This window comes from Marivirga aurantiaca (genome assembly GCF_016679925.1).
Taxonomy (GTDB): domain Bacteria; phylum Bacteroidota; class Bacteroidia; order Cytophagales; family Cyclobacteriaceae; genus Marivirga; species Marivirga aurantiaca.
Map to the genome: position 1 here is coordinate 118,717 of NZ_JAEQBW010000003.1, position 26,853 is coordinate 145,569.

Sequence of the window (26,853 nt, forward strand, 5' to 3'; positions counted from 1 at the left end):
TTTACAAATCTATAAAAATTCATATTTTTACTTTTTCTTACATAATGTGAAAATAAATTATCATTCATCTCGCTCTTTGAATATTTATAATAGTTTTGTCTTATTATTAATTAAATAAAAAAACTATGAAGAAAGTCCTATTAATTTTAGTATTTGTAGCAGCAGTAAGTACTGTGAAAGCTCAAGAATTTAAACCTTTCCAATTATATCTTGGACTTGGTTATACTATACCTACTGGCGGGGGTGGAATCCTTTTTGATTTTGAACCAGCCTATAGAATAAGTGATGAAATTGCCGTTGGGTTAAGAATGGAAGCTGCTTTAATGGGTCGTGTAGTTGGCGATACTGAGGCGAGTATTTCAGGAACAACTTCTTATACGGTTAATGGAAAATATTATTTCTCTAATGGAAAATTCAGACCTTATGCAGGTGTTGGTGTAGGCTTGTTTTCCCTGGCATCCGTTGCAGCAAATGGTAACGCAGCAGGTGCTTCAGCTGAATCCAAAATTGGGTTTTATCCACGCCTTGGTTTTGATTTAGGTCATTTTAACATCAACCTGGATTATAACATCATTCCTTCTTCTGAAGCGCAAGGTGTTGATAATAATGGTAATGAAACAACTTTTGATATCAAAAATAGCTATATGGGCATCCGAATTGGAGCATTTATTTTTGGTGGCAGAAATTAATCAAATAGTATCATTTTATTTTTAAAAGACCCTGTGTTACTCCGCAGGGTCTTTTTTTGGCTTATGCTTTATAGGTTATTCCATCACCACTTTACGGACTACTTTAGTGCCATCAGCAAAGTGGGCATTTACCACATACATGCCGCTTGCCAAATTGGAGAGATTGATAACATTTCCTGCATTGACTTCAAACAAAAATTCCTGTAAAATTCGCTGGCCACTTATTGTGCTAATGGAAATGGTCACATTTTCGTTGGTGTTGATTTGGAAGATACCTGAACTATTAGGGTTTGGGTAAACTATAAAAACCTTATTGCCTTCAGGAGGAGTAACAGGGAACTCTTCTACATTCCTGATGATACGCAAACCCCCGGATACACTACCCAGAATAATAGAGGGGAAATCATCATTGAATAATTTAGCTATTGTGAGATTGTTACGCTTTCCCAAGTTTACAGATTTATAGGATTGGTCCAGCTTATTATAAAGGGTTAGGGAATCAAAGCTGCCTTCATTATTTCTCACATTAGGGAAAATCCTGATGTCGCCACTCAAATCAGAAGCGATTAAATCATCTTCGCCATCATTGTCAAGATCTTCCACATATACTTTTAAGGATGACTGGAAGAAATCATCTCCTATGCCAAGATATTCATTTTCGATTTGCGTAAAGACAGGATTTCTACCTGAACCGATATTTTCAAACAACCTTAAGCCACCGGAGGATTTTCCAAGTAGCAAATCTACTGATCCGGAACCCACAACATCTGCCAGATGGACAGAAAAACCAAAGCCAATGGAGATATCGGTGATTTGCTGCCTCTGCCCAAGGTTAAAATCGCCATTATTGTTGTAAACAAAGAAAAGTTGATTGCTATTGCTGATGGTGCCTTGTAAAGAAAGGTCTTTTAGTCCGTCCCCATCAATATCTTTCCATTGCATTAGTATATTGGCCATTCCCAATGATTTAATGTTCAGGAAGTTGTCCGTTATAAATTCAAATTCCGGGTTATGTGAATCTCCTATGTTTTCATAGTGAGCAATGGCACTAAAAAGTGTTTCAGTTTCATCCAAATTTGTGTATGCTACGAATAAATCCAAATCACCGTCTGCATCAATATCATAAAAGGCCGGACTGGCCTGAAACCCCCAATCTATCATATCTTCCTGCAAGAAAGATTTTGTGGTTAGCGTATAGCCATTAGTCGATGATTCATAGAGCCAGTTGGAATGGGAGAAATTCACCGGACTACCAAAATTAGATTCAATATTGGGACTAACAATAATTTCTTTTTGGTCATCTCCATTAAGGTCTAACAGCATTGCGTTGGGATAAAAATTAAAAGTAGCAGGATTTTGATCATTAGGAAAATCACTATGAAAGCTACTATAGGTGGGGAATATTCCTGCTTGGGGACTATCTGTAAACGCATAAAGTTCTTTACATTCCTCATGGCTGGTGATAAGTTCGAAAGTGCCATCTTCATTAAAATCATAGATGAGAATGCTTTTCCCTCCGGCATGTCTGGCAGCCTCGTGTGCTTCCGTTTTTCCCAGGGTGCTATTGCATTCCTCTTCACCAAAGGCAAATACCCCGCAATCGCAATCTTCCACTTCGCCCCAAAAATTATCTACTGCTCGGAAATTGTCAATGCTGGCTTTTCCACTTTGTTCCACACTTTCATTTTTGTAAAAGATAATTTTACTCTCAAGTCCTGAAAAATTAAAATTAAAGATATCTAAATCCCCATCTTCATCAATATCGGCTATATGTGGGTAATCATTAAAGTTCACCTGGAGGTTTACATTATTGCCACTTAAACTTTCATAGGTGATAAAGTCAGTGGCTTTTTCCCATGATGGGATTTTTCCTGTGCTAATATTTCTAAATACAGTAATGCCCAGGTTACCGGCTGTAAAGATGTCTGATTTACCATCCTGATCGTAATCTTTTATAATGAGGAAATTGGATATTTCATTAGGGAAAAATGGCTCATATTCAGGAGCATATTGGTAGGTGTTGTTTTTCTTAAGAAAGCACATTATTCTACCGCTGGAACGGTCAAAAGCTATGATGTCCACTGTGCCATCATTATCCAAATCCATTTGGCTGTATTGTACCCCATTTAGCCCGCCAGCCCATGGGAATAACTTTTCCTCATTATTGATATCGTTTAGGGACGTGTTGTTGAAATCCTGAAATTCCCATTGAGAAAAAGTGTAATGAAGGAAGGAAATCAAGAATAATGAGGTAAGTAGAATTCGCATGTTTCAAATTTACATTTCTTTAAACCTTTATTTAACGGGAGAGGATAAAAAATCATATAGGAAGTTAAAATTTCTTATGACTTTGCTTTTTTTTAGATACAAGTGGCCAATCACTCAAGCGTTATTAATTAAGAAATGTATACTGGACGGGAACGTGTTTCATTGGATTTACCGACCTTTCATTTTCATGCAAATTGAAAATGCTCATGTTGTTAACTTCCACTTTTAATCCTGCGTATTTTATGGCGGGATGAATAGCTGACAATTATCATTGGAATTTTTATGACCAAAACAATTGGAAGCTTTAACTATTTTTTAGATTTGTGTAAACGTTTTGCTATGGCCAATATTGATCAATTATATCAATTATACCTTGAAAGCACCGGCATTTGCACTGACACGCGTAAATTGCAAAAGGGAAATTTGTTTTTCGCTTTAAAAGGCCCTCATTTCAATGGTAACTTATTTGCTGAAAAGGCTATTGAAGAAGGAGCCATTGCAGTAGTCCTTGACGAGTCAGCGTATTATCAGGAAGATAAGAGTTTTATACTGGTGAGGGATGCCTTGACAAGTTTACAGGAACTGGCTTCCTACCATAGAGACCAACTAAAAATCCCTATTATTGGTATTACAGGCTCTAATGGGAAAACCACTACCAAGGAATTAATGCAGGTAGCTCTTTCTGCCAAATACAAAACTTTTGCTACTCTTGGTAATTTGAACAACCATATAGGGGTTCCTCTTAGCTTGTTATCAATTGATAGCTCCTACGAAATGGCTATCATAGAAATGGGAGCGAATCATGTGGGAGAAATAGCCTCTTATTGTGAAATAGCCAGGCCAACTCACGGACTAATTACCAATATTGGTAAAGCACATATAGGCGAATTTGGTGGGTTTGAAAATATTGTTTTGGCCAAAAGTGAGCTTTTTGATTTCCTGAAGAAGAACAATGGGATTCCTTTTATCAATACGGAAGATGCAGTACTCAAGAATATGCTGAAGCGTTTTGACAACGCAGTTACCTATCCTAATGAAGATGATTTCTATGCGGCCAAACCTTTGCCTGGGAGTATATTTCTGGAAATGGAAACGAATTTCCATGATAAAATAAGCACGCAATTAGTGGGGCAGTATAACTTTGTCAATGTAGCTGCAGCCTTATGTGTGGCGCATTTCTTTGAGGTGCCAAAAAAAGCAGCTGAAAAAGCAGTTTCAGATTTTCAGCCTAAGGATATGCGTTCACAGTTAATTAAAAACGATAAGTACAATATTATTCTCGATGCTTATAATGCCAACCCGGATTCCATGGAATTGGCTATTAAAAGCCTTTCTTCAGCTGAAAATACAGAATCTGTAGTGATTTTGGGCGATATGATGGAGTTGGGGGAGTCAACACAATTGGAACATGAAAAAATTGGTGAGATAGCAGTTGACCTGGGAATAAGTAAAAGGTTTTATATTGGCAAAATGATACAGGCGGCTAAAAAAACGGACACTTTTGGCCAGTTTTTCGAGAATAAAGCGGATTTAATAGCCTATTTAAAAGAGCACCCTTTAAAACCCGGAAGTACAATTTTAATTAAGGGATCGAGGAAAAATGCCTTAGAAGAACTTTTGCCACACCTTTCCTGAGCTTATTCAAATTTCACCTTGATGATTGTTCCATTTTTACCTGCCATGAGGGCTGTTTGATTATCAAGAAAAGTAGCAGTCCAGATGTTTTTGTCACTAATAATTAGCCATTTGTTTTCAGCACCGTTCCAAAGTTCTACTCCATTGGGGCCACATGCAATGATTAAATCATTGCCTTTGAAATTGCTGACTGCCAAACCATAAAAAGAACCTTTGATTTGGTGTTCATTCATTGCTTGCCAGTTTTGGCCGTTGTCTTCTGAGAAATAGATATTTTCCAATAGCTCATCCGAAATGGCCAAATCTCCTCCTGCTATCCAGATTTTGTCATTGTGATGTTTTATAGAGGTAATTCCGGCTGCATCTCCTTTGATCATTGGTGTTTCAAATACTTCCCAACTTCTGCCATAGTCGGTGCTATGAAAAACCCTGGCACTCCCTCCGGCACCTGTGCCAATCCATGCTTTTCCATTTTCTCCCAATGCAATGTTACTGCCACTGGAAGCAAATCCTCCTTCACCTGATCCGGATTTTGGTGCTGTAGGTATTCTTATCCAGCTTTTGCCGAAATCAGTGGTTTTAAGAATGTAAGCCAGGGAATCAATAGCGTCTCCATAAGCCAATCCCTGCCCGTTTTCCCATAACTGAATAGCATCCAGAAAACCTTCAGAAGCATCCATCTGAAATGTTTTTTGCCAACCCATATCTTCATGAAAGTAGAAGATCTGACTGGCTTTCCCTTCACCCGAACTGAGAACAATGGCTTCTTTGGCACTCAAAGGATGGATATCCCTAAACTGCAAAGTGTCAGCTTCTTCATACTGGAATTTCTCCCAGCTCTCCCCGCTGTCATTACTTCTAAGAATGGTGGCATTGGTGCCACTTGCCCACACAATGCTATCGTTCAATGGTTGAAGCCCTATCAGAAGGGCGTCAGTTCCTGAGGATATTTCCTTGAGGCTATGGTTGATTTTCTCAGGGCCACAACTGCTCATGAAAAATAGTAAATGAGCTATAAATAGGAGGGAAGTGCTTTTTCTATTACCAATCAAAATATTCATCTTCATTAAGTTCAACTTCTTTTTTCTTTTTTTCCTGTGGTTTTTCCCCGCTAATTATCTTTTTAATGGTTTTGCCTTCCTCCTGAATACGTTCCGCTACTGATTTGAGCGAGCGTTGTCCATCCCAGTTGACTTTAAAATCATCAGTGGTACCCACAATCTTAAGGTGTAATTTAGTATAATCATCTGTTTTTTCAATGGCACCGAATGCTTCATCTTTGTCTTGCTTTTTGAAATTTTTGAGTGGCACGAGCAATCGGTAGTTGATTTGTTGGTCAAATGTGTGGGTTCCTTGCAGCACAATTTCCGATATATTGGATTTTATGACCATTTCCGGTAAATAAATTGTTTTGTTTTCAATCCGGATGGTATTGGTCAATTCACCAAAACTTAGGTTGGAAAGCTCTTTTTCATTCACATAATCCGAAAGGCTAAGCATTGGAGCGAAATTGTTGAGTTGTCCATTAATGATGGTGGCATTAATGTCTGCGGTGAAATCTTCCGGTTTAAAATTGAGGGATTTGTCCAGTAAAATAAAGGCACTCACTTTTGCATCAATTTTTCCTTTCAGATGCCTGTCTGCCAAAAAATCCTGGTTAAAGTTGTCGAATGAATAGAAAATACTATCAATATTGATCTTTTTAAAAGAGGCAACAGTGTTAATTTTGACTTGATCTTCCGCCACAGTATTAATAGTTCCATTAAGAACCATTTCCCCTCCGCTACTTTTCAAGTTCAGATTTTGAGCTTTTAATTCCTGATGCAGCACATTTATTTTACCGCTTATATTTCTGGCAGAGAATCTTTTAAAAGTCAATTGACTCACCTTTGTTTCCAGGTCAAATCTTAAATAAGGGCTAATGGAAAACTTGAACGACTTCTCTTGTTTCTCCAATGTGTTTTCTTCATTTGAGAGGCCGGAAAGTAATTCATTTAAATTAATATTTCTGCTTTTGGTACTTGCTTCTACAAGCAGCGATTGATTCTCTTGTAACAGGTAGGGGAAAATATTGAGGAAGAAACCATTCATTGTAATGTCCGATTCGCCAATAATTCCGCTTAGAGAGTTTATGGCGATGTCATTCTTATTGAATAAAAGCCTGCCTGAGATGTTTTTGAGAGGTAAAGGATAATCCAAATAAATGCCCCCTACATTTTTAAGCAGTATTTCACCGGAATTACTGATTTTATGAGCTGTGGAGGCTTTCTTAAAGTCATCAATATAGCCGGAAAGCTTGATGTTGAATTCAATTTCACCTGCCAGGTCTTTCATTTTGTCTTTGTTGGGGAGGAAAGTGAATAAATCCTGGGTGCTCAATACTCCTTCGGTGGAGAGAGTAAGAAAATAATTGTTGAAATTGCTTAAGGTAAGATCGGCCGTGAAAGGTTTATCCTGGATTACCCCTGCCATATTATTAAGTGCCAGCCTACTGGTTTCGAAAGATTGGTATTTTCCGTTACTAAATTGGCCATTCAAATTTAGGTGGCTAATCCTCGTCTTGTATTCCGGATGGAAGAGTGAAGCTTCTTGCACATTGAATTCCAGGTTGACGGCTGGGTTCTCCTTTCGTGTTAGCTTACCAATAATGGTTCCTTTAAAATCAGCTTCTCCGGTGCTTTGATAGGCTGATAGGGGTTTACTGTATTGCTCAGGTAACAGGGAAAGCAATGTGTTAAAATCGGTGTCTATTCCTGCTATGTTGAGGTTCATATAGCTATCTTCCAATTGATAAACACCGGATATTTCAAAATTATTGGAGGCTACCAATACTTTGGAAGGCTTAATGATTACTTTCTTTTCAGCTTCATTATAATCCAGAGAGGCATCCAGTTTTAGTTTTTTGTTTTCAAAATAACTGAATTCATCAATCTTGATGGCCTTTGAAGTGAGATCACCTTTTGCCGTTATTTTGTAAACATCTTTTTTCTTCACCAGTTGCGCACTTACTTTATGCCCCACTAACAAATAAGACTGATTGATGGAATGATCAACATAGTTAATAGCCACGTTATCAATGTTGATGTCCTTAATGTTGAAGTTAAATTGTTGGTTTTCTTCCGATGAATCCGAACTCTCTTTGAGTATTTGATAGTTGGTGATTCCTTCTTTAGTGGTTCTAATGGTTACTTCGCCATTTTTTAAAATTATTTTATCGAATTGATAATTTTGCTTGTAAAGGGAGATAAGATCAAATGATAGAGAGAGTTGTTCCAGTTTAGCCAAAGGAAATTTACTTCCTTTAATAGATTCCTGAATGGTTACATTCTGGAAGCGCAATGAAATATTGGGGAAATCGGTCCACCAGTTCAAATCAATTTTAGTGACTTCAATGGGTGTCTGCAGGTTCTTGTTAATGGTCACAATAATTTGATTGACCAGTTTATCCTGATTAAAATATAAATAAGTGGAAACTGACGCAAAAACAGTAATAAAGATGAAAAAAGTATAGATGAAAAATTTCTTAATGCGCTTCAAAGTTGCCTGGTGTTTATGCTGAAAACGAATTTATGTAAATAAGCGGTATAAAAGCAAAGGATAATTTAATTTATAATCTGAGTTTGTAAAACTACACTAGGACGTCATCTCATTAATATTTAGTATGACGGCATTCTGTAACAATCGAACTCAGATTTATTGAATAAACAGCAGTAAATATACAAGTTTGAGGAATAGTTTGGTTTGAGAATTAAAGGTTTATAATTTATTGAGCTTCATTTCAGTGAAAGTAATCCGCTGCACAATTTACTGCCATTGGAATTACCATTTTATTGATAATAGTTTGAATAAATCGTATTCTTCAGGTATGTGAATTCCTTTGAAATTATTGGTAAGGCTTAGTAAAATGATGCCGCTTAAAACAATGCCAAAAATAAGAATCGTTCTGGATTGGTTTACAGGAGTTATCCCAAAAACATTTTGCTTCATTTTACTTTGGTGTATGGAAGATATGTGTGCAAAAAAGGAAATTATAGCGAGTGAATAGTAAGGGATGAAAAAAATATTGAAAGGAAAAGTGTTGAGTCCTGCAGCACCAAAATAGAAGTTGGTATCGAGCTGTAGAAAAAACCTGGCACCCAACACAGCTCCTATATGATTGAGCAGGAAAAAAGCCAAATATAAGCCTGACCAAAGGTGTAATTTTTCAAAAAAAGAGACGGCTAGTTTTCGTCTCTTCCTGAATAATTTTATCCCTGTAACTATCAGGGATAAACTAGCTGCTAAGAAAATAATTTCTGCAATTGGATTTCTATAGAAGAGCCTTAAGGTATTCATCAACTCTATGTGTTTATCGGCTCCTAAAAAGCCAAATAAGTGATTGAACAAATGCAATAAAATAAATACGGAGAAGGTAAGGCCGGAGAGATAGTGTATTTTTCTCATTTAATTTTTTTTCAAATGTCTGCTATCAATTCGGGAATCCATTTGACCTAAGTCAAATTCGGTTTTTTGGTTTGCGAATCCTGCTTAATGTTTCGAGAGCTATTCCTAAGTAGGAGGCAATATGGCTTAGAGGCACCCTTTGAGTAATGTCAGGCCGGGCGATAAGTAAATTCTCATACTTCTGCCGGGCAGTTTCAAATTGCATCGCTACAATTCGTTGCTGAAGTTGTAACATAGTTTTGGTGACTACAATTCTTGCAAGCCTTTCAAAATCATGGTGTTTATCGCATAGCCATAAGAAATCTTTTTTGGAGAGTTCTATAGACGTAGTGGGTTCAAGTAGTTCGATGTAATGTGGGCTCGGGCTGTTGAGAAAAAAGCTATTAATAGAACATAAAAACTCGTTTTCAAAAGCGAACCAATCTGAAATATCCTTTCCGTCCTTCAGGTAATAGGCTCTGGCAGTACCCCTGATCAGGTAGTAAATTTTTTCAGAATATTGTCCCTCTTTTAATAGATGGGCATTTTTATCAAGGGAAAAAACAGTAGAACAAGATCCAAGGTCAATTTGGCATTCCCTGGAAAGAGGGCAGTAGATTGCACTAATATTTGTTATTGCGTTCTCTATTTCTGATTGCTGCATTCTCACATATACTTATGGTATGAGCTTTCAAGATAGAAATTTTCAGGGAAAATTAATTCAGTTTGAGTTCGGACATCAACTATATCTCCTGGTTAGTGAATTTGATAAGCATGTTCTAATAGGCTTACTGTGAGCAATCTTATGAAGATTAACTGATGAGAGTAAAGAGCTATAACTAAAAAAGCCTCCCGAAATCAATCGAAAGGCTTTGTCTGTGGTGGGGATAGTAGGATTCGAACCTACGACCCCCTGCTTGTAAGGCAGGTGCTCTAAACCAACTGAGCTATATCCCCATTATGTTATTTGTTTTTCCTTTACAACTCTTTCGTTGTTTGGGAATGCAAATGTAGTACAGATTTTTAATCTTGCAAACTAAGAAGGGAAATTAATTGTGAGTTTTTTAAATATTATTTTCAGTTATTTGATTTTCAGATTTTTACACTTTTAAATTTCTTAATATTTTTATGACTTGATATGGTTTAAGTCATTACTTCCACCCCTGCTCGCCCAGTAAAGGCACAAAGCTAAAATTATCAAATACCTCCTTTTCAATCTTTTTTTCTGCTGTTTTTCGCAAACGCATCATTTTCTGTACTTTGTTATCTCCCACGGGTATTACTAAAATTCCTCCTTCGGTTAATTGATTTAACAATTCGGTGGGAACCGTTGGTGCGCCTGCTGTTACTATGATCTTGTTGTAGGGGCCATGGGCAGGCAATCCTTTGGAGCCATCTCCATAGAAAAAATGGGGTTTATAGCCCAAATCCGGTAAGAAAACCCTTGTACGCTCGTAAAGCATTTTCTGGTATTCTATAGTGTAAACTTTTGCTCCCAATGCTAAAAGCACACATGCCTGATAGCCTGAGCCGGTGCCAATTTCCAACACTCTGTCGGTGGGTTTCAATTCCAGCAATTGCGTTTGAAATGCGACAGTGTATGGCTGGGAAATAGTTTGTCCATGCCCAATAGGAAATGCCTTGTCCTGGTAGGCATGTTCAAGAAAAGCCTGATCGAAGAAAACATGTCTGGGAATTTTTCCAATAGCATCCAGAACTCGCTCATCATATATTCCCTTTTCCCTTAGCTTTCGTACCAGCCCCCTGCGCATTCCCTGATGCTTGTAATTATCTTCAATCATATTTCAAACTTAAAAAAAAATGAGCAATGATTTTTCTATTATTCAGCAGAAAGATTCTTTCTATTCTTTAAACATTAAAAGTTTTATAACTTTAGGCTTTCCATTCATCAATTATGCAAAGAAGAGTAGTTTTATTGTTTTTTCTCCTTGTGTGTGGAGGCTCTTTTTGCCATGCCCAATCTGCTTTGCGCACCATGAAACATCTGGAAAAAGGTCAATTGGGAAAAGTAATAAAGGTACTGGAAAGAACCACTTCCAAAGATCCCGCTGATCCGGCCAATAATTTCATTTTGGCTCATTATTATATTCATCCGCAACTATCCTATGAAGCTATAGATTCTGCACATTTCCATATTAAGCGAGCGCGTGAAGGTTATCAATTAATAGATGAGAAAAAATTGAAAAAGTATCATCGAAAAGGAATGGACAGCTTGAAAATTGAACAGCTCTCGGATAAAATCGATAGCCTGGCTTTTCTTGCTTCCCTGGAATTGAACTCAGAAGTTGGTTATAATGATTTTATTGAGAAATATCCAGGAAGTATTCAAATAGAAGAGGCCATAGAATTGAGAAATGAAGTGGCCTACCAGAATGCCCTTGCGGAAAAAACGCCCGTTGCGATGCAGGAATTTTTCAGAAAATATCCGGAGGCTAAACAAGCCAAAGAGGCAAAGGATGCCTTTGAAACCTTGTATTACGAGCAAAAAACGCAAAGCAAAACAGTAGAAAGGTTTAAGGATTACCTACGGGAAAGACCGCAGTCGGTTTATGCCGATGAGGCTGCATGGGAACTGCTAAAAATAACAAGTGCAGGGGCTAATCAATCCATCTTTGAGGCATTTAAAGAACAATATCCTAAAACGGAAGCAGCCAAAATTGCCACCACCTTGCTCAACCATATGTCTGACAAAGCTTTTAATCCGGAGTTGATGGTGCATGTGAAGAATAATACCTATCACTTTTATGACATCAGCAATAAGAAATTATTAGGCTTTGAATTGCCGGGTGTAATCACAGATTCCTGCAGATGGATTAAGGAGGTGCTGATCAGGACATCAGGCAAAAAAGGAGATACATGGTATTTAAAGAATGGAGAGGTCTTTATGGAAGGACCTGTCAATGATATTGTTTACCTGGGGTCCGGCTTCTTTAAAGCCAAATATCCGGATCAATATAAAAAGCAGCTTTTACATATTTCACAAGACAAACAACTGTCTCAGTCAGCACTGGATTTTATAGCGATAGATGATTACTCTTTTGCTAAAAAGGAAAATAATGGCTGGCAACTGATTTCGCTATTAGGAGAAGAGATTTTGAAAAATACGGTAGACTCCATCTGGAAAATCAATGATGTCTATTTCTTTCGGCAAGATAAAAAAATGGCTGTGACTACCATTTCTGACTTGAGAAAAGAAGGAAGGAATGATTTGAAAAGCTTGGCTTTGCTCTATACTGATTATGAAATACTAGAGGATGGAATGCTTTGGCTGACTTCCAACAACTATCAGACAGTGCTTGATGCCAGCTTAAAACCTGTTATTCCTCTTCAGGAAGCTGAAATAGATAGGGTGGCACAGGGATGGACTATTTTCAAGAATGGCCAATATGAATTTTTGGATAACAATTTCGCTCCCCTTTACAACCGGAAATTCGATAAAGTACATTCCCGTAACAACATCATAGCCCTGAAAGCAGAGGGAAAATGGGCTGTTTCAGATATGGGAAATCTGATTTTCCCGGATTTCCGGTTTGATTCTGTGAGGCTATTCAATAGCTGGATTACTTTTGGAACAACAGCTGATGAGAAGGAACTAATTTTTCATGAGGGGAAAAATACAAAACTTGCCGATAATGAAATCTTCAAATTACTCAATTCCCACAATGAGGCACTAGAGGAAGATATAGAGCAAATTCGTTTTGTGGACATTATAAATGACAAAGGATACCATAAAATATATAATGGCTATGGCAAGCTGATCCACGAAGGTTCCCAACTCAATATTGGTGTGCTTACATCAGGCCTGCTGCAAATTACCAGGGATAATAAGAGGCTTTTATTGGATAGCGCAGGGGTAAAGCTAGTGGAAAATTTGGATGCGATAGGTAATCTGCAAGAGGGACTTATTCCTCTACTGAAGAACAAGAAATTTGGTGCTCTTATTGTCTCCAATCAGAAGTTGATCCCTTATATTTCCGTGGCCAAAATTCAGCCTTTTCTGAAAGATTCCATTTTTATATACAGGAAAGATGGGCTTAGTGGATTGATCAATGCAGAAGGAAAGGAAATTTTAACGAATGAATTTAATACCATAGAATATGTAAATGATTCCATGGCTATTGTAAGCAAGGATGACGATTTGAAGCTTATCAATATTTATACAAAAGAGGTGATCATTAACGGGATAGTAGATATTGAAAAAGTGGTTTTTAAATTAAAAAGCTACTATATCCTCAGGATAAATTCCGGTTATGGCTTGATAGATCAGCTGGGGGAAACATTGATTCCTTTTATTTTCAATTCACTGGAAGCTTATTTCACAAAAGAAGAAATCATATGGATGGCCGAGCGCAGTATATCCGAAATTGATTACCAGGTATTGGCTTATTTTGACCAAAATGGCACCTTATTATTCAGGGAAGGATTGACGAATGAAGAGTACCTGAAAACTGTTTGTGATTAAAAGCATTGCAGTTCCGCAAAAGGGGAAGTAGGGGAAGGGCTTGGAATTACTTTAGCGGGCTCTCGATAAATACTTCAAAGTTTGAGAACTAATAAAATCCCGATACACCGGGATAAGTTTTGCTCGGAGAGAGCGGGAGGGAGGACAAAACAGCGGGCCAGCGTTGGGATAAGCGTAGAAGCATTGTTTTGTTCCCGAGTATCGGGACAAAAAGAAGAATAAAAATTTGGTTTTAAAGTGCTTGAGATTTAAGTTAAACCTTAATTTTAAGTAAAATTTATTAATCAGGAATAGCCTATAGCGACCAACCGACATAATTTTTATCGATATAGGGTTCCCTGATGCAGCAATTTCGGGAACATTCCAGTTGATTTTTACTCAAATTTGAAAATCCGATCAGCTTTACAATATTATTTCACACTGAATTAACACCTCTTTTTGACCAATGTATTTAGATTCCATTAAATTGCATCAGGATTACAGTCTATAGTACCATTAACCAAGCATTGAAAACATGAAGAAATTAGCGAAATTTTTATTAGTAATAATATGCATTCCTTTTGCATGTGTTCAAAATTCCAATGAAAATACCCCCCTAAAAAGAAACGGAAACAAACCCAAACTAGTAGTAGGAATTGTCATTGATCAGTTCCGTCCGGATTACCTGACACGCTATGCCGAACATTTCTCAGAAGATGGATTCAAAAGATTGGTAGCTGATGGATTCTACAATAAAAACACTCACTTCAATTATATTCCCACTTATACAGGCCCGGGACATGCCTCTGTTTATACAGGTACCACGCCTGCCACGCATGGTATTATTGGTAACGACTGGTATGATAGAGAATTGAAAAAAACAGTTTATTGCGCTGGGGATACGGCTGTTCAAACGGTTGGCTCCGAATCACGTCAGGGCTTAATGTCTCCTCACAGGATGTTGAGCAGTACTATTACAGATGAATTGAGCTTTGCCACTAACTTCCGATCCAAAGTGGTAGGAGTAGCGATAAAGGATCGTGGATCAATTTTGCCAGCAGGTCATAATCCTACAGGAGCTTTCTGGTATGATAGCAGTACAGGCGATTTTATCAGCAGCTCTTATTATGATATTGCAGCATTGCCACAATGGGTTCAGGATTTCAATGCGCGCAAACTAAGCGATAAATACCTGGATAGTGCCTGGACGCTATCCATGGAGGCTGAAAAATATACCCAGTCGACAGCAGATGATAAAGCATACGAAACTGTAGTAAAAGGGAAAGAAAAAGCTGTATTCCCTTATGATTTGAAAGAGTTAAGGGAGAAAAACGGAAATTTTAAATTATTGCCCAGCACCCCTTTCGGAAATACTATCAGTACAGATTTAGCCATTGCAGCCATTGAAGGGGAGCAAATGGGGCAAGATAGTATTACTGACTTCCTGGCTTTGAGCTATTCTTCCACCGATTATATCGGGCATGGCTTTGGCCCCAGATCGGTAGAGGTGCAGGATACCTACCTAAAGCTGGACCAGGATATAGCCCGTCTGTTGAATTACCTGGATGAAACTGTTGGGAAAGATGAATATTTGATATTTGTCACCTCTGACCACGGCTGTGCGGAAGTGCCTTCCTATATGACCTCCAAAAAAATGCCGGCAGGATACTATAGCAGTAAAAACTATAAGGAATCCATTCAAACGGCTTTGACTGAAAAATATGGAAATGGAGATTGGCTGGAATATTATAGCAATGAGCAATTTTTTCTCGACCATGATTTAATAGCAAAAAAGAAAATCAAACTGGATGAAATTCGCCAGTTTGTGGTAGATCAATCATTGAAATTGGAAGGTGTGGCCAAAGCTTATTCCGCTTCCGATATGCAACAAATTGAATTTACTGAGGGCATAGCCTCCGCATTGCAGATGGGCTACCATTTTAAAAGATCAGGAGATGTATTGTTGGTGCTGGAACCGGGTTGGTTTCATCAAACAAGTATAGCCACCACCCATGGTAGCGGCTATGCTTATGACAGCCACGTGCCTTTGATCTGGTTTGGGGCAGGTATTAAAAGTGGTGAATCCTACAAAAGACAAAGCATTGATGATATAGCTGTTACACTCTCATTTCTTTTGGAAACCAAATTGCCCAATGGAGCCACAGGCGAACCTGTTTTAGAGGTGTTGGAGTAATTTTTTGTCTTGCCTGTGCTACAACAGCGGGAATTTTTCCTATTACTCAAGACAATCAATTTAAATATTTAATTCTTTACCATTTAATTTGAAAGAGAAATTAAAATTGGCACGAGATCTCTCCCCCTTTCCTTCAAAGGGGGACTCAATGCTATTAAGTTAAGACAAATTTCCTTCTCTCTTTGGAGAAGGATAAAGGTTGAGGTTTAAATTAAAGCTTAACTTAATAGCATTGAGGAAATTTCAACCAAAGGCTAATATCTTTTTAATCAGGCCTTAGCAGTCTTTGAGCTGAACTTCAAAAGAAATAACTTGAAACTTATGTGTTTGTCTGAAGCCTCAGTTTTTTTGACTCATCCCGATCCCGAGTACTCGGGACCACCCTTCTCTTCACAAAAGAGAAGGGAATATTAGGAGTAATCAATTTCAAATAATCTTTGTACTTGTTTTGAGGGTTACATAGATTCTCACGAGATTTCTCCCCTTTCCTTCAAAGGAGGACTCAATGCTATTAAGTTAAGACAAATTTCCTTCTCTCTTCGGAGAAGGATAAAGGTTGAGGTTTAAAGTAAAACTTAACTTAATAGCATTGGAAAGGGGGATTAAGGGGGATTTTTTTTTTAAAGAAAGTAAGCAATTATTAAAACACCCCTGACATACCTCTGACATAAGACCATTTTACCTTTGCTATGAATCAAAAAATATAGTAAAATGGAAAATGTAAAAATTGAACCCTTTCAGGTCATTGGAATTGCGGTAAGAACCACTAATGAGAATGAGCAGGCAGCAAAAGATATTGCTCAATTGTGGGACAGGTTTATGAGTGAAAATATTTTGGATGCTATTCCAAATAAAATTGATAATACTGTATATTCCTTATATACAGATTATGAGGGAGACCATACGCAGCCTTACACAGCCATGCTGGCTTGCCGGGTAAGTCAGTTGGATATTATTCCCGATGGAATGGTAGGAAAGTCGTTTAGCGGAGGTAATTATGTTAAAATAACAGCTAAGGGTGATCTCACAAAAGGGTTGATAGTGAATGAATGGTCTAAAATATTTGAGCTAAATTTAGAAAGAGTGTATACGGCAGACTTTGAAGCTTTTGGTGAAAAGGCCCGGAATCCGAAAGATGCTGAAATTGACTTTTTTATAGCAGTTAAGTAAATTGGGAAATATGCATAACGACCTCGATAGTTATTACCTCAACAAAGAAGAACCCAACAGGGCATGCCTGCTGGCATTACGCACTATTATTCTTGAGCAGGATAGCCAAGTTACAGAAACACGGAAGTGGGGGATGCCCTGCTTCTGTTATAAGAAAAAGATGTTTTGTTATTTATGGATCGATAAAAAAACCAATGAACCTTATCTGTTAATGGTGGAGGGGAAACACCTTGACCACCTGGAATTGGAAACAGGCACACGCTCAAGGATGAAAATTTTCAGAGTAAACCCGCACCAAGATTTACCCCTAGCCACCATTCAATTCATTTTAAATCAAGCCTTGGATCTGTATAGAAAGGGTACGATAAGGATTTAGTAAACAACCACAGTCTCGGTTTTTAATTTGCGCCAAAAACCCGCTAACACCTCATTTCGGAATTACTACCTACTTATAGGTATTTTGCTGTGGCTTTCGATAAATACTTAGGATTTGTTGAGGGAATGGTTTATGTTCAGCACTTTGATTACAAAAGCCGGACGAAAACAGTGTGTAAATGTTTACAGTTGTTTATTGTCGGTTAGTAAAGATAGAAAATATCAAATGAGTAGTTTGATAATAATATATATCAACAATAGCGATAGTCGGTTAGCTATGATAAAGCAATCATGGTAAGAATATTTTTAATACTTATTTCTTTAATCAGTTTTGAAGGTTACTGCCAAGAGCTCTCACTGAATTACTATGTATCTCAAAATGAAAAAGAAGTTGATGGACAGATTCAATTTATTAGATCAAAGTATTCATACATTACTTCTCAGAAGGAAAATTTAGACTTGTACTATAAATTTTTTATTAAAAACATCTCACGAAATGAATACAGTTCTTATCCTGAAAATAATCCTCAAATCATAGCCCCATTAAAAAGCTTAAAATCAATTTTAATCGAATCTTCTGGGCCAGAAGGTTATGAAGAACTTATTTATAAAACAGATACATTATTTCATTATCCTGAAGCACCAACTAAGTTCTATTTTGAAAATGGAAACCTTAGATTAATTGAATACGAATATTCGTATGATTTTGATTATGAAAAAATAGAATACTACTTCTGGGATGATAAGTTAATCTTTGCATTTGTTGAGTCATGGCGACAAGCACATCCGAGTATTGGAAATATAAAAACTTTAAAACAGGAGAGATTTTATTTCAGAAATGAATCACCAATAAGAGCAATCATTAAGGAATATCAAGGGGAGGATGATGTATCTAAAGGCATATTATCGCAACCACATATTGACCTAAACCTAACTGAAGGATTAAAAATCATTGATAAAGCCAAAGAATTGCAGAGAATAGCAAATAATAAAATATAGCTAACACTACATGTAGCTATGGCTGGCGAAGTGGTTAAAGAAAATTCAGTACATTTAAATAACATTGGTGCGAGCAGAGAGGAAAGTACTTCGAAAACCGCCAATAAAGATACTTAACGTTGTAGGACATTTATGCAGAACTTAATAACAAAACTAATTAGACTTTGGAAAACATTTTAAGTTGGCTTAATAGTTTCATAAGAGAAAACTCATTGACTTCAGTTCTTTTAGTCTCGTTAGTCCTAAATATTCTTTATGACTTACTAAAAAAGCTCTTTTTTTCCGGATTAAAATATAGTATCACAAAAACGAAACGATGGTCTTTGAGAAATATAGAATTTTTAATCAACCATCATAAAGATGAATTGAAATCTCTGAAAAAGATTTCGGAAAATGACAAGGGAGAACTTTTAAAGTTAATTGAAGACACGTTTAATTATTTCTTCTTCGGATTAATATTTGCAGTCTCACTTTTGTTTATTGACAAAGTAAGTAACGACTTATTCTTTTATGGTTTCCTTGGAGCTTCTACCACTCTGATTATAAAAATAACCCGGAATTTAATATACAATTATAGACTGATTAGAAAATCGAAAAAGATAGAATATCACGAAATGAAGATCAAAAAGAGGATTAAAACTCTGAAAGAAATAATTAAGAAATCTAAAACTGAATAAGAAACGCTTTACAACAAAGCCTATAGCAAATGCGGGCTGAATGCTTAAAAATGAAGATATTGCAACTGAATAAATTTACGTAAGGCGAACAAGAAAGCGGCTTCGAAATCCTGCACTTGCCATAGCCAGGGCCGTTGTGTGTAAGTTGAACCAAAATCAACATTTATGAAAAGAACTTTTTATTTTCTTATTCTAGTGTTAGTTCTCTCAAAAACTGCCTATGGGCAACATGAGAGCGTCACTAATAATTGGGAAACCGAAAGCATCTATGACAGTAGTCTTGGCGAAATTAAATACCACATTTACAAAAATAAAATTAGTGACCATAAGCCTTTAATTGTCTATCTAGAAGGTTCCAGGAATTTCCCCTTGTATTGGCTAAACCCAAATGGGAGATATTCTAGTAGCATCACTTTGAATGTTAATTCAATGAGTAATGATTATCATATTGTTCTTATTAGCAAACCTAATACGCCTCTTGTTGACAGTATCAGAATAGCGCCATCAGGCAGAAAGCAATATCCTATGAAGGAAGGATATCGTGAGAAGTACAGTCTGGATTGGAGAGCAAATTCCGCTGACAAGGTCATGAACGATGCATTAAAAAAACTGAATGTAGATAGCTCTACAGTCATTGTTTGGGGACATTCAGAAGGTTCGCAAGTGGCACCGGCCGTAGCAGTAAAGAACAAGAACGTTACCCATGTCATCTCTATGATGGGCAATTCACTCAATCATTTGTATGACTTTATCCTTATGGAAAGGCTGTCCGCCTTAAATGGTGAAAAATCAAATGAAGAAGCACAGTCGAACATCGATTCTTTATATGTCGAATTTGAAAAAATATACAATGATCCAAAATCCACAACAAAAGAATGGTTTGGAGAAACTTATTACAAGTGGAGTAGTTTCTCCTTGACCTCCCCACTTGAAAATATGCTGAAGCTTGACCTCCCGATTCTTTACATCGCTGGAGGAAATGACCACCATAGTATTTTGAATATGGACTACGCAAAACTCGAGTTCTTGAGGAAAGGAAAAGACAATTTGACCTATAAAGTATTTCCAAACTGCGACCATTTTTTTATGGAGACCAAGACCGATGAATCAGGTAAAAAAGAATGGATTGACCACTTGGATGAAGTCAATGACTTTGCTTTAGAATGGGTAACTAAAATTAATAAATAACCTACACACAACAATGTATACCTCAATAGGGGCTTTGTGGGTTAGGTTATTTCAGTGGTTCTAGCTATTTTGCTACGGGGACAGTGATTCACTTCGATGAGCCTACGCACAGCGTTCTATGCAATATTCCAAAACCTGAAAAGAAAAGATTATGAATACTCACGCTGACAAAATACAAGAGAATAAAAGCCAACCGGTATCTGCTTCGGTTTCTCAGATGCAGGGCAGTAGTGAGTCTACCTTTCAGTTTGTGGACAATCGACCTGAAGCAATTGCGCAAAGGAAACTGCAGGAGGTAGCGGATAATAGTCCTCAAACCATGCAGTTGAGAGCTTTACAGGCAATGGCGGATCATTATTCTGCACAACAACAGCATCCCATTCAGAAAAAAGAAAACAACACTGGTTTACCTGATAATTTAAAGTCTGGTGTCGAAAGTCTTTCGGGCTACTCCATGGATGATGTCAAAGTGCATTACAATTCTGATAAGCCTGCTCAGTTGAATGCTCATGCTTATGCCAAAGGAACGGATATTCATTTAGCTTCTGGGCAAGAAAAACACTTGCCTCATGAAGCCTGGCATGTTGTGCAGCAAAAGCAGGGACGTGTTAAGCCGACCACTCAGCTCAAAGGAAAGGTAAATGTTAATGATGATGCTGGGTTGGAGAAAGAAGCTGATGTGATGGGGGCGAAAGCACTATCTTTTAACGGGGCAACAACTAATTCTGAAGAATCGAAATCAATTTCTTCAAACAATGTATCCCTTGTTCAAATGGTCAAATCAATTTCTGAAGTAGTGCCTCCTGGAAGAATATCCACTCCCCAACAATCCCTGACTCGATACAATTCATACTTGCAATCGGAGGTAAATGGTATTGCAAATCAAGGTTTACTACAAGGTTGGCAAATTGCTGCTCAACTTCAAATACTAACTAATGCCACTCAGATGATAAACGCCATGAATCCACCCACTTCTGAGCGGATCAAGGAGGTACATAACTTATTTGACCAAGTTAAACAATTCATAGTGGCGCAGCAAACACCACCGATAATCAATTTAGCCATTACCTATGGTGCTGCGCACGGTGATTTACATTTCATTGCCAACCCAACTGCCAATAAATCAGCATGGACTATTCCCAAAGTAAATGCGCTGGCACTGATGAATACAGAAATAACAAATCGTATGCAAGACATTGTACGAGCAGCTAGAGCATCTCAAAATGGACAAGTGGCACTATTACTCATTGCGGATTCGAACGGCCCCATAGGCAATTCCATTAGGAACAACAGAATTCAACGCTTTCAAATCCAATTGCAAGCAGACCTGAACAGCGGAGGAATCAGCTATCACGGTTTTCCTGATGATCAAGCACTCCACACGGGTCTTGGAGCCACTAGAAATTCATTGGTATGAGCAGATGTAAATTTGAAATATAACACTAACTATTCAAGTGATTAAAAAAAGCCTATGCCAACAGATAAGCGACATTAAAACGAGCGTTTGTTCAAACCTTTTAACTCCCATATAAAAAACAACCCCTCACCTATTAAAAAAAAAGTATAAATTTTTTATCCTCAAATTACCTTTCCCAGGCATCTTGCTTTGGGAAAGGTAAAAACCACGGCATCTTTTTCCTAAAACCACAGCATCTTTTTTTCAGAAACAAAATAGTGCCTTCCTACAGCGGAAATGGCATATTTGAGCCTTCCGAAAAGTCACTTATATAGCTCACATGAGTTCAATAGGATAGCATGGAAAGCGGGCAATATTTTAACGTAAAACAGAAGGGTTTATTGAAGATGCTTTCCGGAATGAGACAGGTTTTATCCTTAGAAAATACAATATTACTATTTGTGAGAAACAACTCAGAGGCAGCCTTGAGCTGCTTCAACTTTCCAAATTTGATGTTGGCTTATTTCAGAACCACTACCTACTTATAAGTATTTTGCTGTGGCTTTCGATCAAAAGTTAGGATATATTATGGAAAGGAAGTATGTTGAAGGGCTTAAATAAGCTTGATGACAGAGGAAATGCTTGTAAGCATTTACAAGCGTGTGTTGTCGGGTCTGGAAAATAGAAAGGAAGTATGTGCTCCAGGAGGTGCACTTAGTCACACGTTCGACAGAGTTTATGAGACTAGTAAGTAAAAATAAATTATAATAACATATGGATTTCGACTTATTTAAGATAATTAGAGAAGGAACCAAAGCAGTACCCGCTACTAAGTATGCTTTAGGCGTAGCAGGGATTATTGCAGTTGTAGCTTTAATAGTTTCTATTGGAATTGATTGGAGAATCGCTCTTTGGGGTTTTTTCATTCTAATAGCAATGATGATCCTACTGCTTGTCTTTGCTCAACTAACTAAAGTGGCCCCAGCCGCTTTTCTAATACCTGTTAAACTCTTGATGTGGGCCATTGTGGTTCTTTTTATTATAATCTGTGTACTGTTGACTACATCAGTTTTCTTCAAAATACCATTGGATTTACAACATGTTTTAACGGGAACGGGAATAACAGAATCGGATACTTCAAAGAGAGAAATTGAGTATACACAGGCCTTTTTCGACCTAATCAAGGACGCTGATACGAAAAAAGAACTAATGGTTCAACTTAACAACGATAAAAATATTTTACCAAATTTTCTAAAATCTAAAACTGTTTACGAGTCTTTAACCTATACATACAACCTCAGTCTCAATGGGGAAACAATTGACTTAGTGTTATTTTACCATTACAACGAACAATCCCAAGCTCCACATTACATTTTCCTTACCAAGTTTTATGATATCGATGTCAAAAATGTAAACTGGGAAGAACTTGACGCTGATTGGGATAAAATATCCCAAGTGTACGACTATGAAGTACTTCGAACCAAACTCGCACAAACCAATGGATTTAATGCTCCAATTGAATTTCCAAACCCGATCGGGGGAGATAATTACCGACCAAAGATTGTATATCTTCAAGTCTGTGGACGAAGGGGAGAATTGAATTCAGTTGATTTATCTAAAATGCAAAATCTCAATTCACAGTCAAGCAATGACAATAACATTTATAGGTTTCCTATTACTTATGACTACCTCCTGAGTGGATTAAGCGGATTACTTTAACAGGTATTAAGGAGTAAGGTACATCTGTTTAAGTGCAACTTATAGGGTGACGATAGCAGTTATATCTTTAATACCTCAATTAGAAAATAACGACACAAAGCCTATACGCAATGCCCTTCGGGACACTGTGAATAGTTAGAGCGAATTAGGCACGATAAAGAGACATCGTTTACAAAGTTAAAGGGACATGGTTTACACTTTTTAAGCAGTAATTTGATTGAAAAACCAGAAATAAAATGAAATATCTAGTTCTCTTAATATTACTATCCCATGCTTGTTTTGGACAAGTTAATCTGGAGCCTAACTCAATAGGACTAGCTTACATAGCTGGCTATGAAGAAACGGGTGATGGTTATAATGCCCTGATTGACATATCGATACCACAAGATTACTTGATAAATGACAACAGGACTCTCCATGGCAAGACTTTTCAACAGAATGTAAATATTAAAATATTTGATGTGTCAAGAAGTTACCTGTTATTAGATACTACTGCGAATTTTGAATTTAAAATGGAATTTTGGTGCGAAAATGACGGGGGAACCCAGTATCGTCCATCAGCTCATTTAAAAGTAGATAACAGGCAAATATTAGGTGATTATATTGTCAATTATGAATTACAGGATCTGCTTGGTTTTGCAGTCATTGACTTAAGTGAACAAATAAAGCCTGCTACAAAAGGACAAATCGAACCGAAAATAGCTTTAAGCATTAATAGCAAAGATGAGCCTTCCGCTTATGTTTGGACAGATTATGATGATGCGGAGAATTGTGATGGGAAGCCTGAAAACAATCTTATCGTTTTCCTCAAACCTCTAAAGGTAATTTCTTCATGAGATGCTGTGGACCATAATACGCATTGAACATTCTGTGAAACAATGGCTGGTCAGTAAGTTTTTTTGTTACTTAGCTCTTTGTTGAAAGCCAATCAATCCTGTGGATTGACTCGGTGGTAAACCGAAATTTAGTAACTTTAAAATAGCCACGATTTATACAGTAAGCATTGTGGCCAATTTAGAACAAAATGACAAGAAAATTCTATACACTTTTATTACTACTTGCAATTTTCCAGCAAGCATGTGGACAACTTGATAGAGAGACAGAAAATGAAATTGATAAAGTTGTGGAATACTTTAACAATAAAGAATATAATAAAGCATTGACTTACACTGATAAATTAATAGCTAAAGACAGCTTAGATTATGTTACTTGGACTATGAAAGGTCGAGCGCTATTTAATAGCGGTAGACAAGAAGAAGGAATAAAAGCTGTTAACAAAGCAATTGAAATCAATCCAGACTATTATGAAGCATATGGTTACAGGGCAATAATGTCAAAGCTGACAGGAGACTACAATGCGAAACAAGTACTTGATGATTTCGAAATTGCAACTTTACATGACCAAGAAAACTTTAAACTCCTTAAATCTAAAGCTGGTTTCTTATATATGACGGGACAATATGAAAAGGCTCTAAATGAATACGATGGACTTCTCAAATTTTACCCAAACGACTATTCAATCATAGTGCTTCATTCCACTACAAATAGCAAACTTGGAAAACAAGAATTAGCTTTAAAGGGATACAATAAAGCTATCGAAATTGACTCGATTCAATCTTTCGCTTACGAGCAAAGAGGATTCTTATTCATTGAACAAGAAAAATATGAACAAGCAATTAAAGAGTTTAATAAAGTAATTCAACTAATTCAAAAAAATAAAGAACTGGACCCTGTGGAGGCCTATAACTATAATAATCGAGGCTTCGCTTACCACAAGGCTGGTAATAATAAACAAGCATTAAAAGACATAAATCATTCTCTGAAATTACTCTCGTCAAATTCATATGCTTATAAAAATCGTGCAATAGTTTACTTTGATATGGAAAATAATATAAAAGGATGCGAAGACTTAAAGAAAGCCGTGGAATTAGGATTTAGCCAGCAATATGGAGACGAGGTAGAAAAATTGATAATTGAAAACTGTAAATAAAATAAACTGGCTACAACCTCATATAAAACCCATTTACTTCGCACCTTGCAGCCAAGTCAGTGCAAAGTGAACCCGTAATGTATGCTTACATTCGATCGCCAGCTGGTAGCCACCAAGGTTATTTGGAACTGCTGTTTTTTTGCTTAATCTTAGAGTGCATTTAAAAATCATAATATGAAGAGTATCTGTTTTATATCCATATTTTTTCTGTTTGCTTTCTGCAACTTTCAAAATGAAAGTAAGAATAAGGGTGGTAAGAGTTCTAATCAAACAATAGAAAATAAATCGATAGATAAATCTCTTGAACTATCGTCATTTCAAAAGAATAATTCAGAGACAATAGAGCTTCCAGTAATAGGGACATTTGAATTGGGAAGTGCGGAAATTGATAGCACCAATGAATATGGTGCAGGCGACTGTTGGGGAAAAATTAAAAGATATTCGTTAGCAAATGTTGGACTTGCAATTGACTCGATGAGCTGTGGAGAATATGGATTCACATATACATACTATCTATTAAGCCAAACGGACTTTGTTCAATCTGTATTCATACAAAAATCTGAGTCTATTCTTAATCCTGAAAATAATTCATACTTCTATATTCAGGAAGAGCAAGTAATTGACTTTAATTCAGACCCGGCAATATCAATGATAAGAGTTGACACGGTGTACGAATACAACCTAAGACAAAACCAAATTAAAAAGAAATTTGTAACTGACGCTTTAAAAGATAAGCAAAAAACCTATGAGCACCTTGAAATGGAATATCAAGGAACGTGGACAAGACAATTGGACTAGTAGGAGATAAGTAATAGCACACTAACATTGCATATAGCTTATGGCGAATAAAGCGGTAAGTGAAAATTCAGTACTTTTAAGTAAGTTTGGTGTGGGCAGAGAGGAAAGCGCTTTGAAATACCGCACTGCGCATAGCCGAAACCGTTTTAACATTCAGAAATAATGAACCGAACATTAATTTTTATCCTATTCTATTTTTTCAGTCAAGTTTGCATGGGTCAGGACGTCTACGACAAGATATCTACACAATTATGTAAATGCATGGAAAATGAAAAAATTGAATCTATGGACAACATTAGCCACTGCTTTGAAATATTAATCGCTAAAAACTTAGAATTAATATTAGAAGACCATCATGTTAAATCAATTTCTGAGATTGACGCTAATGAAATGGGACAACGGATTCAAGGAAGACTAGTTAAAAATTGTAAATATGCATATGAATTAATGATTAAAGATCAGCCAAAACAACCTGTGCTAAAAGAACATCTTCCAGAAAGTCAACTAAATTGCAGCGAAGTTCATACAGGAGATTTTTATTATTTAACCCCTGATCAAGAAATTAATAAGAGAGATACAACATTTGTGACATTTACTGAGAACGAATATCTTGAAAGAATGAAATTAGGAAGAACCTATTCTAAATTAGAATTGAACTGGCTGGATGACTGTCGATTTGAATTAACTTTTATAGAAAGTAATGATCCCTTCAAAAGCTCCCTAAGCAAATCAGGAGATAAATATGAATACAAAATAATCGATAATAATAAGAATTCGATAATTCTAAGTCTTTGGGTAAATGAAAAAGAGTATCAAATAGAATATTTTAAAATTCAATAATCGTTGTACAATAGTATATTAAATGGCTATG

At 36.8% G+C, this 26,853-nt stretch carries 21 protein-coding genes and 1 tRNA gene; 15 read left to right on the forward strand and 7 right to left on the reverse strand.

What is annotated here, in order from left to right; genetic code table 11:
• The first annotated feature begins 125 nt into the window (after positions 1–125).
• Positions 126–689 (forward strand): outer membrane beta-barrel protein, encoded by a 564-nt coding sequence (locus JKA74_RS08515; RefSeq protein WP_201430760.1) that lies wholly within the window; start codon positions 126–128, stop codon positions 687–689.
• A 75-nt stretch (positions 690–764) separates the two neighbouring features.
• Here JKA74_RS08515 and JKA74_RS08520 read toward each other — a convergent pair whose 3' ends face one another.
• A complete protein-coding gene (locus JKA74_RS08520) occupies positions 765–2,957 on the reverse strand; it encodes a T9SS type A sorting domain-containing protein (protein WP_201430761.1) in 2,193 nt (730 codons plus the stop codon).
• Positions 2,958–3,239: 282 nt separating this feature from the next.
• Between JKA74_RS08520 and JKA74_RS08525 the strand changes: the two genes are divergently transcribed.
• Positions 3,240–4,592 carry a UDP-N-acetylmuramoyl-tripeptide--D-alanyl-D-alanine ligase gene (locus tag JKA74_RS08525; RefSeq protein ID WP_236587625.1) on the forward strand — a complete coding sequence of 451 codons (1,353 nt, stop codon included), beginning with the start codon at positions 3,240–3,242 and terminating at the stop codon, positions 4,590–4,592.
• A 2-nt stretch (positions 4,593–4,594) separates the two neighbouring features.
• Here JKA74_RS08525 and JKA74_RS08530 read toward each other — a convergent pair whose 3' ends face one another.
• From JKA74_RS08530 to JKA74_RS08555, 6 genes are all read right to left on the reverse strand, one after another.
• Positions 4,595–5,653: a WD40/YVTN/BNR-like repeat-containing protein gene (locus JKA74_RS08530; RefSeq protein ID WP_201430762.1), complete on the reverse strand. Its 1,059-nt coding sequence runs from the start codon at positions 5,651–5,653 to the stop codon at positions 4,595–4,597.
• On the reverse strand, positions 5,634–8,129 hold the full coding sequence (locus JKA74_RS08535) for an AsmA-like C-terminal region-containing protein (RefSeq protein WP_201430763.1): 2,496 nt from the start codon (positions 8,127–8,129) through the stop codon (positions 5,634–5,636). The genes JKA74_RS08530 and JKA74_RS08535 overlap by 20 nt, the downstream gene beginning before the upstream one ends.
• A gap of 282 nt (positions 8,130–8,411) precedes the next feature.
• Positions 8,412–9,035 carry a hypothetical protein gene (locus JKA74_RS08540; RefSeq protein WP_201430764.1) on the reverse strand — a complete coding sequence of 208 codons (624 nt, stop codon included), beginning with the start codon at positions 9,033–9,035 and terminating at the stop codon, positions 8,412–8,414.
• A gap of 52 nt (positions 9,036–9,087) precedes the next feature.
• A complete protein-coding gene (locus JKA74_RS08545; protein ID WP_201430765.1) occupies positions 9,088–9,678 on the reverse strand; it encodes a Crp/Fnr family transcriptional regulator in 591 nt (196 codons plus the stop codon).
• Positions 9,679–9,893: 215 nt separating this feature from the next.
• A tRNA-Val gene (locus tag JKA74_RS08550) sits at positions 9,894–9,971 on the reverse strand.
• 194 nt (positions 9,972–10,165) lie between these two features.
• A complete protein-coding gene (locus JKA74_RS08555) occupies positions 10,166–10,816 on the reverse strand; it encodes a protein-L-isoaspartate(D-aspartate) O-methyltransferase (protein ID WP_201430766.1) in 651 nt (216 codons plus the stop codon).
• Between the two features lie 113 nt (positions 10,817–10,929).
• Here JKA74_RS08555 and JKA74_RS08560 point away from each other — a divergent pair, with 113 nt between their 5' ends.
• The 13 genes from JKA74_RS08560 (at position 10,930) to JKA74_RS08620 (ending at position 26,822) form a co-directional block, all read left to right on the forward strand.
• Entirely contained in the window at positions 10,930–13,497 is a 2,568-nt protein-coding gene (locus JKA74_RS08560) for a tetratricopeptide repeat protein (protein ID WP_201430767.1), read from the forward strand.
• 514 nt (positions 13,498–14,011) lie between these two features.
• Positions 14,012–15,670, forward strand: coding sequence for an alkaline phosphatase PafA (gene pafA / locus JKA74_RS08565; protein WP_201430768.1), 1,659 nt, complete (start codon positions 14,012–14,014; stop codon positions 15,668–15,670).
• Between the two features lie 711 nt (positions 15,671–16,381).
• Positions 16,382–16,840: a GyrI-like domain-containing protein gene (locus JKA74_RS08570; RefSeq protein WP_201430769.1), complete on the forward strand. Its 459-nt coding sequence runs from the start codon at positions 16,382–16,384 to the stop codon at positions 16,838–16,840.
• 10 nt (positions 16,841–16,850) lie between these two features.
• Positions 16,851–17,216: a DUF1801 domain-containing protein gene (locus JKA74_RS08575; RefSeq protein ID WP_201430770.1), complete on the forward strand. Its 366-nt coding sequence runs from the start codon at positions 16,851–16,853 to the stop codon at positions 17,214–17,216.
• A gap of 290 nt (positions 17,217–17,506) precedes the next feature.
• Positions 17,507–18,214, forward strand: a complete 708-nt coding sequence (locus JKA74_RS08580) for a hypothetical protein (RefSeq protein WP_201430771.1) — start codon at positions 17,507–17,509, stop codon at positions 18,212–18,214.
• A 323-nt stretch (positions 18,215–18,537) separates the two neighbouring features.
• Entirely contained in the window at positions 18,538–18,891 is a 354-nt protein-coding gene (locus JKA74_RS08585; protein WP_201430772.1) for a hypothetical protein, read from the forward strand.
• 165 nt (positions 18,892–19,056) lie between these two features.
• Positions 19,057–20,079: an alpha/beta hydrolase family protein gene (locus JKA74_RS08590; protein WP_201430773.1), complete on the forward strand. Its 1,023-nt coding sequence runs from the start codon at positions 19,057–19,059 to the stop codon at positions 20,077–20,079.
• 151 nt (positions 20,080–20,230) lie between these two features.
• Positions 20,231–21,496: an eCIS core domain-containing protein gene (locus JKA74_RS08595; protein WP_201430774.1), complete on the forward strand. Its 1,266-nt coding sequence runs from the start codon at positions 20,231–20,233 to the stop codon at positions 21,494–21,496.
• A gap of 753 nt (positions 21,497–22,249) precedes the next feature.
• A complete protein-coding gene (locus JKA74_RS08600) occupies positions 22,250–23,194 on the forward strand; it encodes a hypothetical protein (protein ID WP_201430775.1) in 945 nt (314 codons plus the stop codon).
• Positions 23,195–23,430: 236 nt separating this feature from the next.
• Positions 23,431–24,030: a hypothetical protein gene (locus JKA74_RS08605; RefSeq protein ID WP_201430776.1), complete on the forward strand. Its 600-nt coding sequence runs from the start codon at positions 23,431–23,433 to the stop codon at positions 24,028–24,030.
• A 188-nt stretch (positions 24,031–24,218) separates the two neighbouring features.
• Positions 24,219–25,184 carry a tetratricopeptide repeat protein gene (locus JKA74_RS08610; RefSeq protein ID WP_201430777.1) on the forward strand — a complete coding sequence of 322 codons (966 nt, stop codon included), beginning with the start codon at positions 24,219–24,221 and terminating at the stop codon, positions 25,182–25,184.
• Between the two features lie 174 nt (positions 25,185–25,358).
• Complete coding sequence (locus JKA74_RS08615; RefSeq protein ID WP_201430778.1) at positions 25,359–25,982, forward strand: hypothetical protein; 624 nt, start codon at positions 25,359–25,361, stop codon at positions 25,980–25,982.
• 261 nt (positions 25,983–26,243) lie between these two features.
• Complete coding sequence (locus tag JKA74_RS08620; protein WP_201430779.1) at positions 26,244–26,822, forward strand: hypothetical protein; 579 nt, start codon at positions 26,244–26,246, stop codon at positions 26,820–26,822.
• Positions 26,823–26,853 lie beyond the last annotated feature (31 nt).

Coding starts and splice junctions, on each gene's coding strand:
- JKA74_RS08610 (WP_201430777.1), top strand. CDS start 24,219: ATGACAAGAAAATTCTATACACTTTTATTACTACTTGCAATTTTCCAG.
- JKA74_RS08530 (WP_201430762.1), bottom strand. CDS start 5,653: ATGAATATTTTGATTGGTAATAGAAAAAGCACTTCCCTCCTATTTATA.
- JKA74_RS08520 (WP_201430761.1), bottom strand. CDS start 2,957: ATGCGAATTCTACTTACCTCATTATTCTTGATTTCCTTCCTTCATTAC.
- JKA74_RS08575 (WP_201430770.1), top strand. CDS start 16,851: ATGCATAACGACCTCGATAGTTATTACCTCAACAAAGAAGAACCCAAC.
- JKA74_RS08600 (WP_201430775.1), top strand. CDS start 22,250: ATGGATTTCGACTTATTTAAGATAATTAGAGAAGGAACCAAAGCAGTA.
- JKA74_RS08555 (WP_201430766.1), bottom strand. CDS start 10,816: ATGATTGAAGATAATTACAAGCATCAGGGAATGCGCAGGGGGCTGGTA.
- JKA74_RS08515 (WP_201430760.1), top strand. CDS start 126: ATGAAGAAAGTCCTATTAATTTTAGTATTTGTAGCAGCAGTAAGTACT.
- pafA (WP_201430768.1), top strand. CDS start 14,012: ATGAAGAAATTAGCGAAATTTTTATTAGTAATAATATGCATTCCTTTT.
- JKA74_RS08595 (WP_201430774.1), top strand. CDS start 20,231: ATGAATACTCACGCTGACAAAATACAAGAGAATAAAAGCCAACCGGTA.
- JKA74_RS08525 (WP_236587625.1), top strand. CDS start 3,240: ATGACCAAAACAATTGGAAGCTTTAACTATTTTTTAGATTTGTGTAAA.
- JKA74_RS08545 (WP_201430765.1), bottom strand. CDS start 9,678: ATGCAGCAATCAGAAATAGAGAACGCAATAACAAATATTAGTGCAATC.
- JKA74_RS08620 (WP_201430779.1), top strand. CDS start 26,244: ATGGAAAATGAAAAAATTGAATCTATGGACAACATTAGCCACTGCTTT.
- JKA74_RS08580 (WP_201430771.1), top strand. CDS start 17,507: ATGGTAAGAATATTTTTAATACTTATTTCTTTAATCAGTTTTGAAGGT.
- JKA74_RS08590 (WP_201430773.1), top strand. CDS start 19,057: ATGAAAAGAACTTTTTATTTTCTTATTCTAGTGTTAGTTCTCTCAAAA.
- JKA74_RS08560 (WP_201430767.1), top strand. CDS start 10,930: ATGCAAAGAAGAGTAGTTTTATTGTTTTTTCTCCTTGTGTGTGGAGGC.
- JKA74_RS08605 (WP_201430776.1), top strand. CDS start 23,431: ATGAAATATCTAGTTCTCTTAATATTACTATCCCATGCTTGTTTTGGA.
- JKA74_RS08615 (WP_201430778.1), top strand. CDS start 25,359: ATGAAGAGTATCTGTTTTATATCCATATTTTTTCTGTTTGCTTTCTGC.
- JKA74_RS08540 (WP_201430764.1), bottom strand. CDS start 9,035: ATGAGAAAAATACACTATCTCTCCGGCCTTACCTTCTCCGTATTTATT.
- JKA74_RS08570 (WP_201430769.1), top strand. CDS start 16,382: ATGGAAAATGTAAAAATTGAACCCTTTCAGGTCATTGGAATTGCGGTA.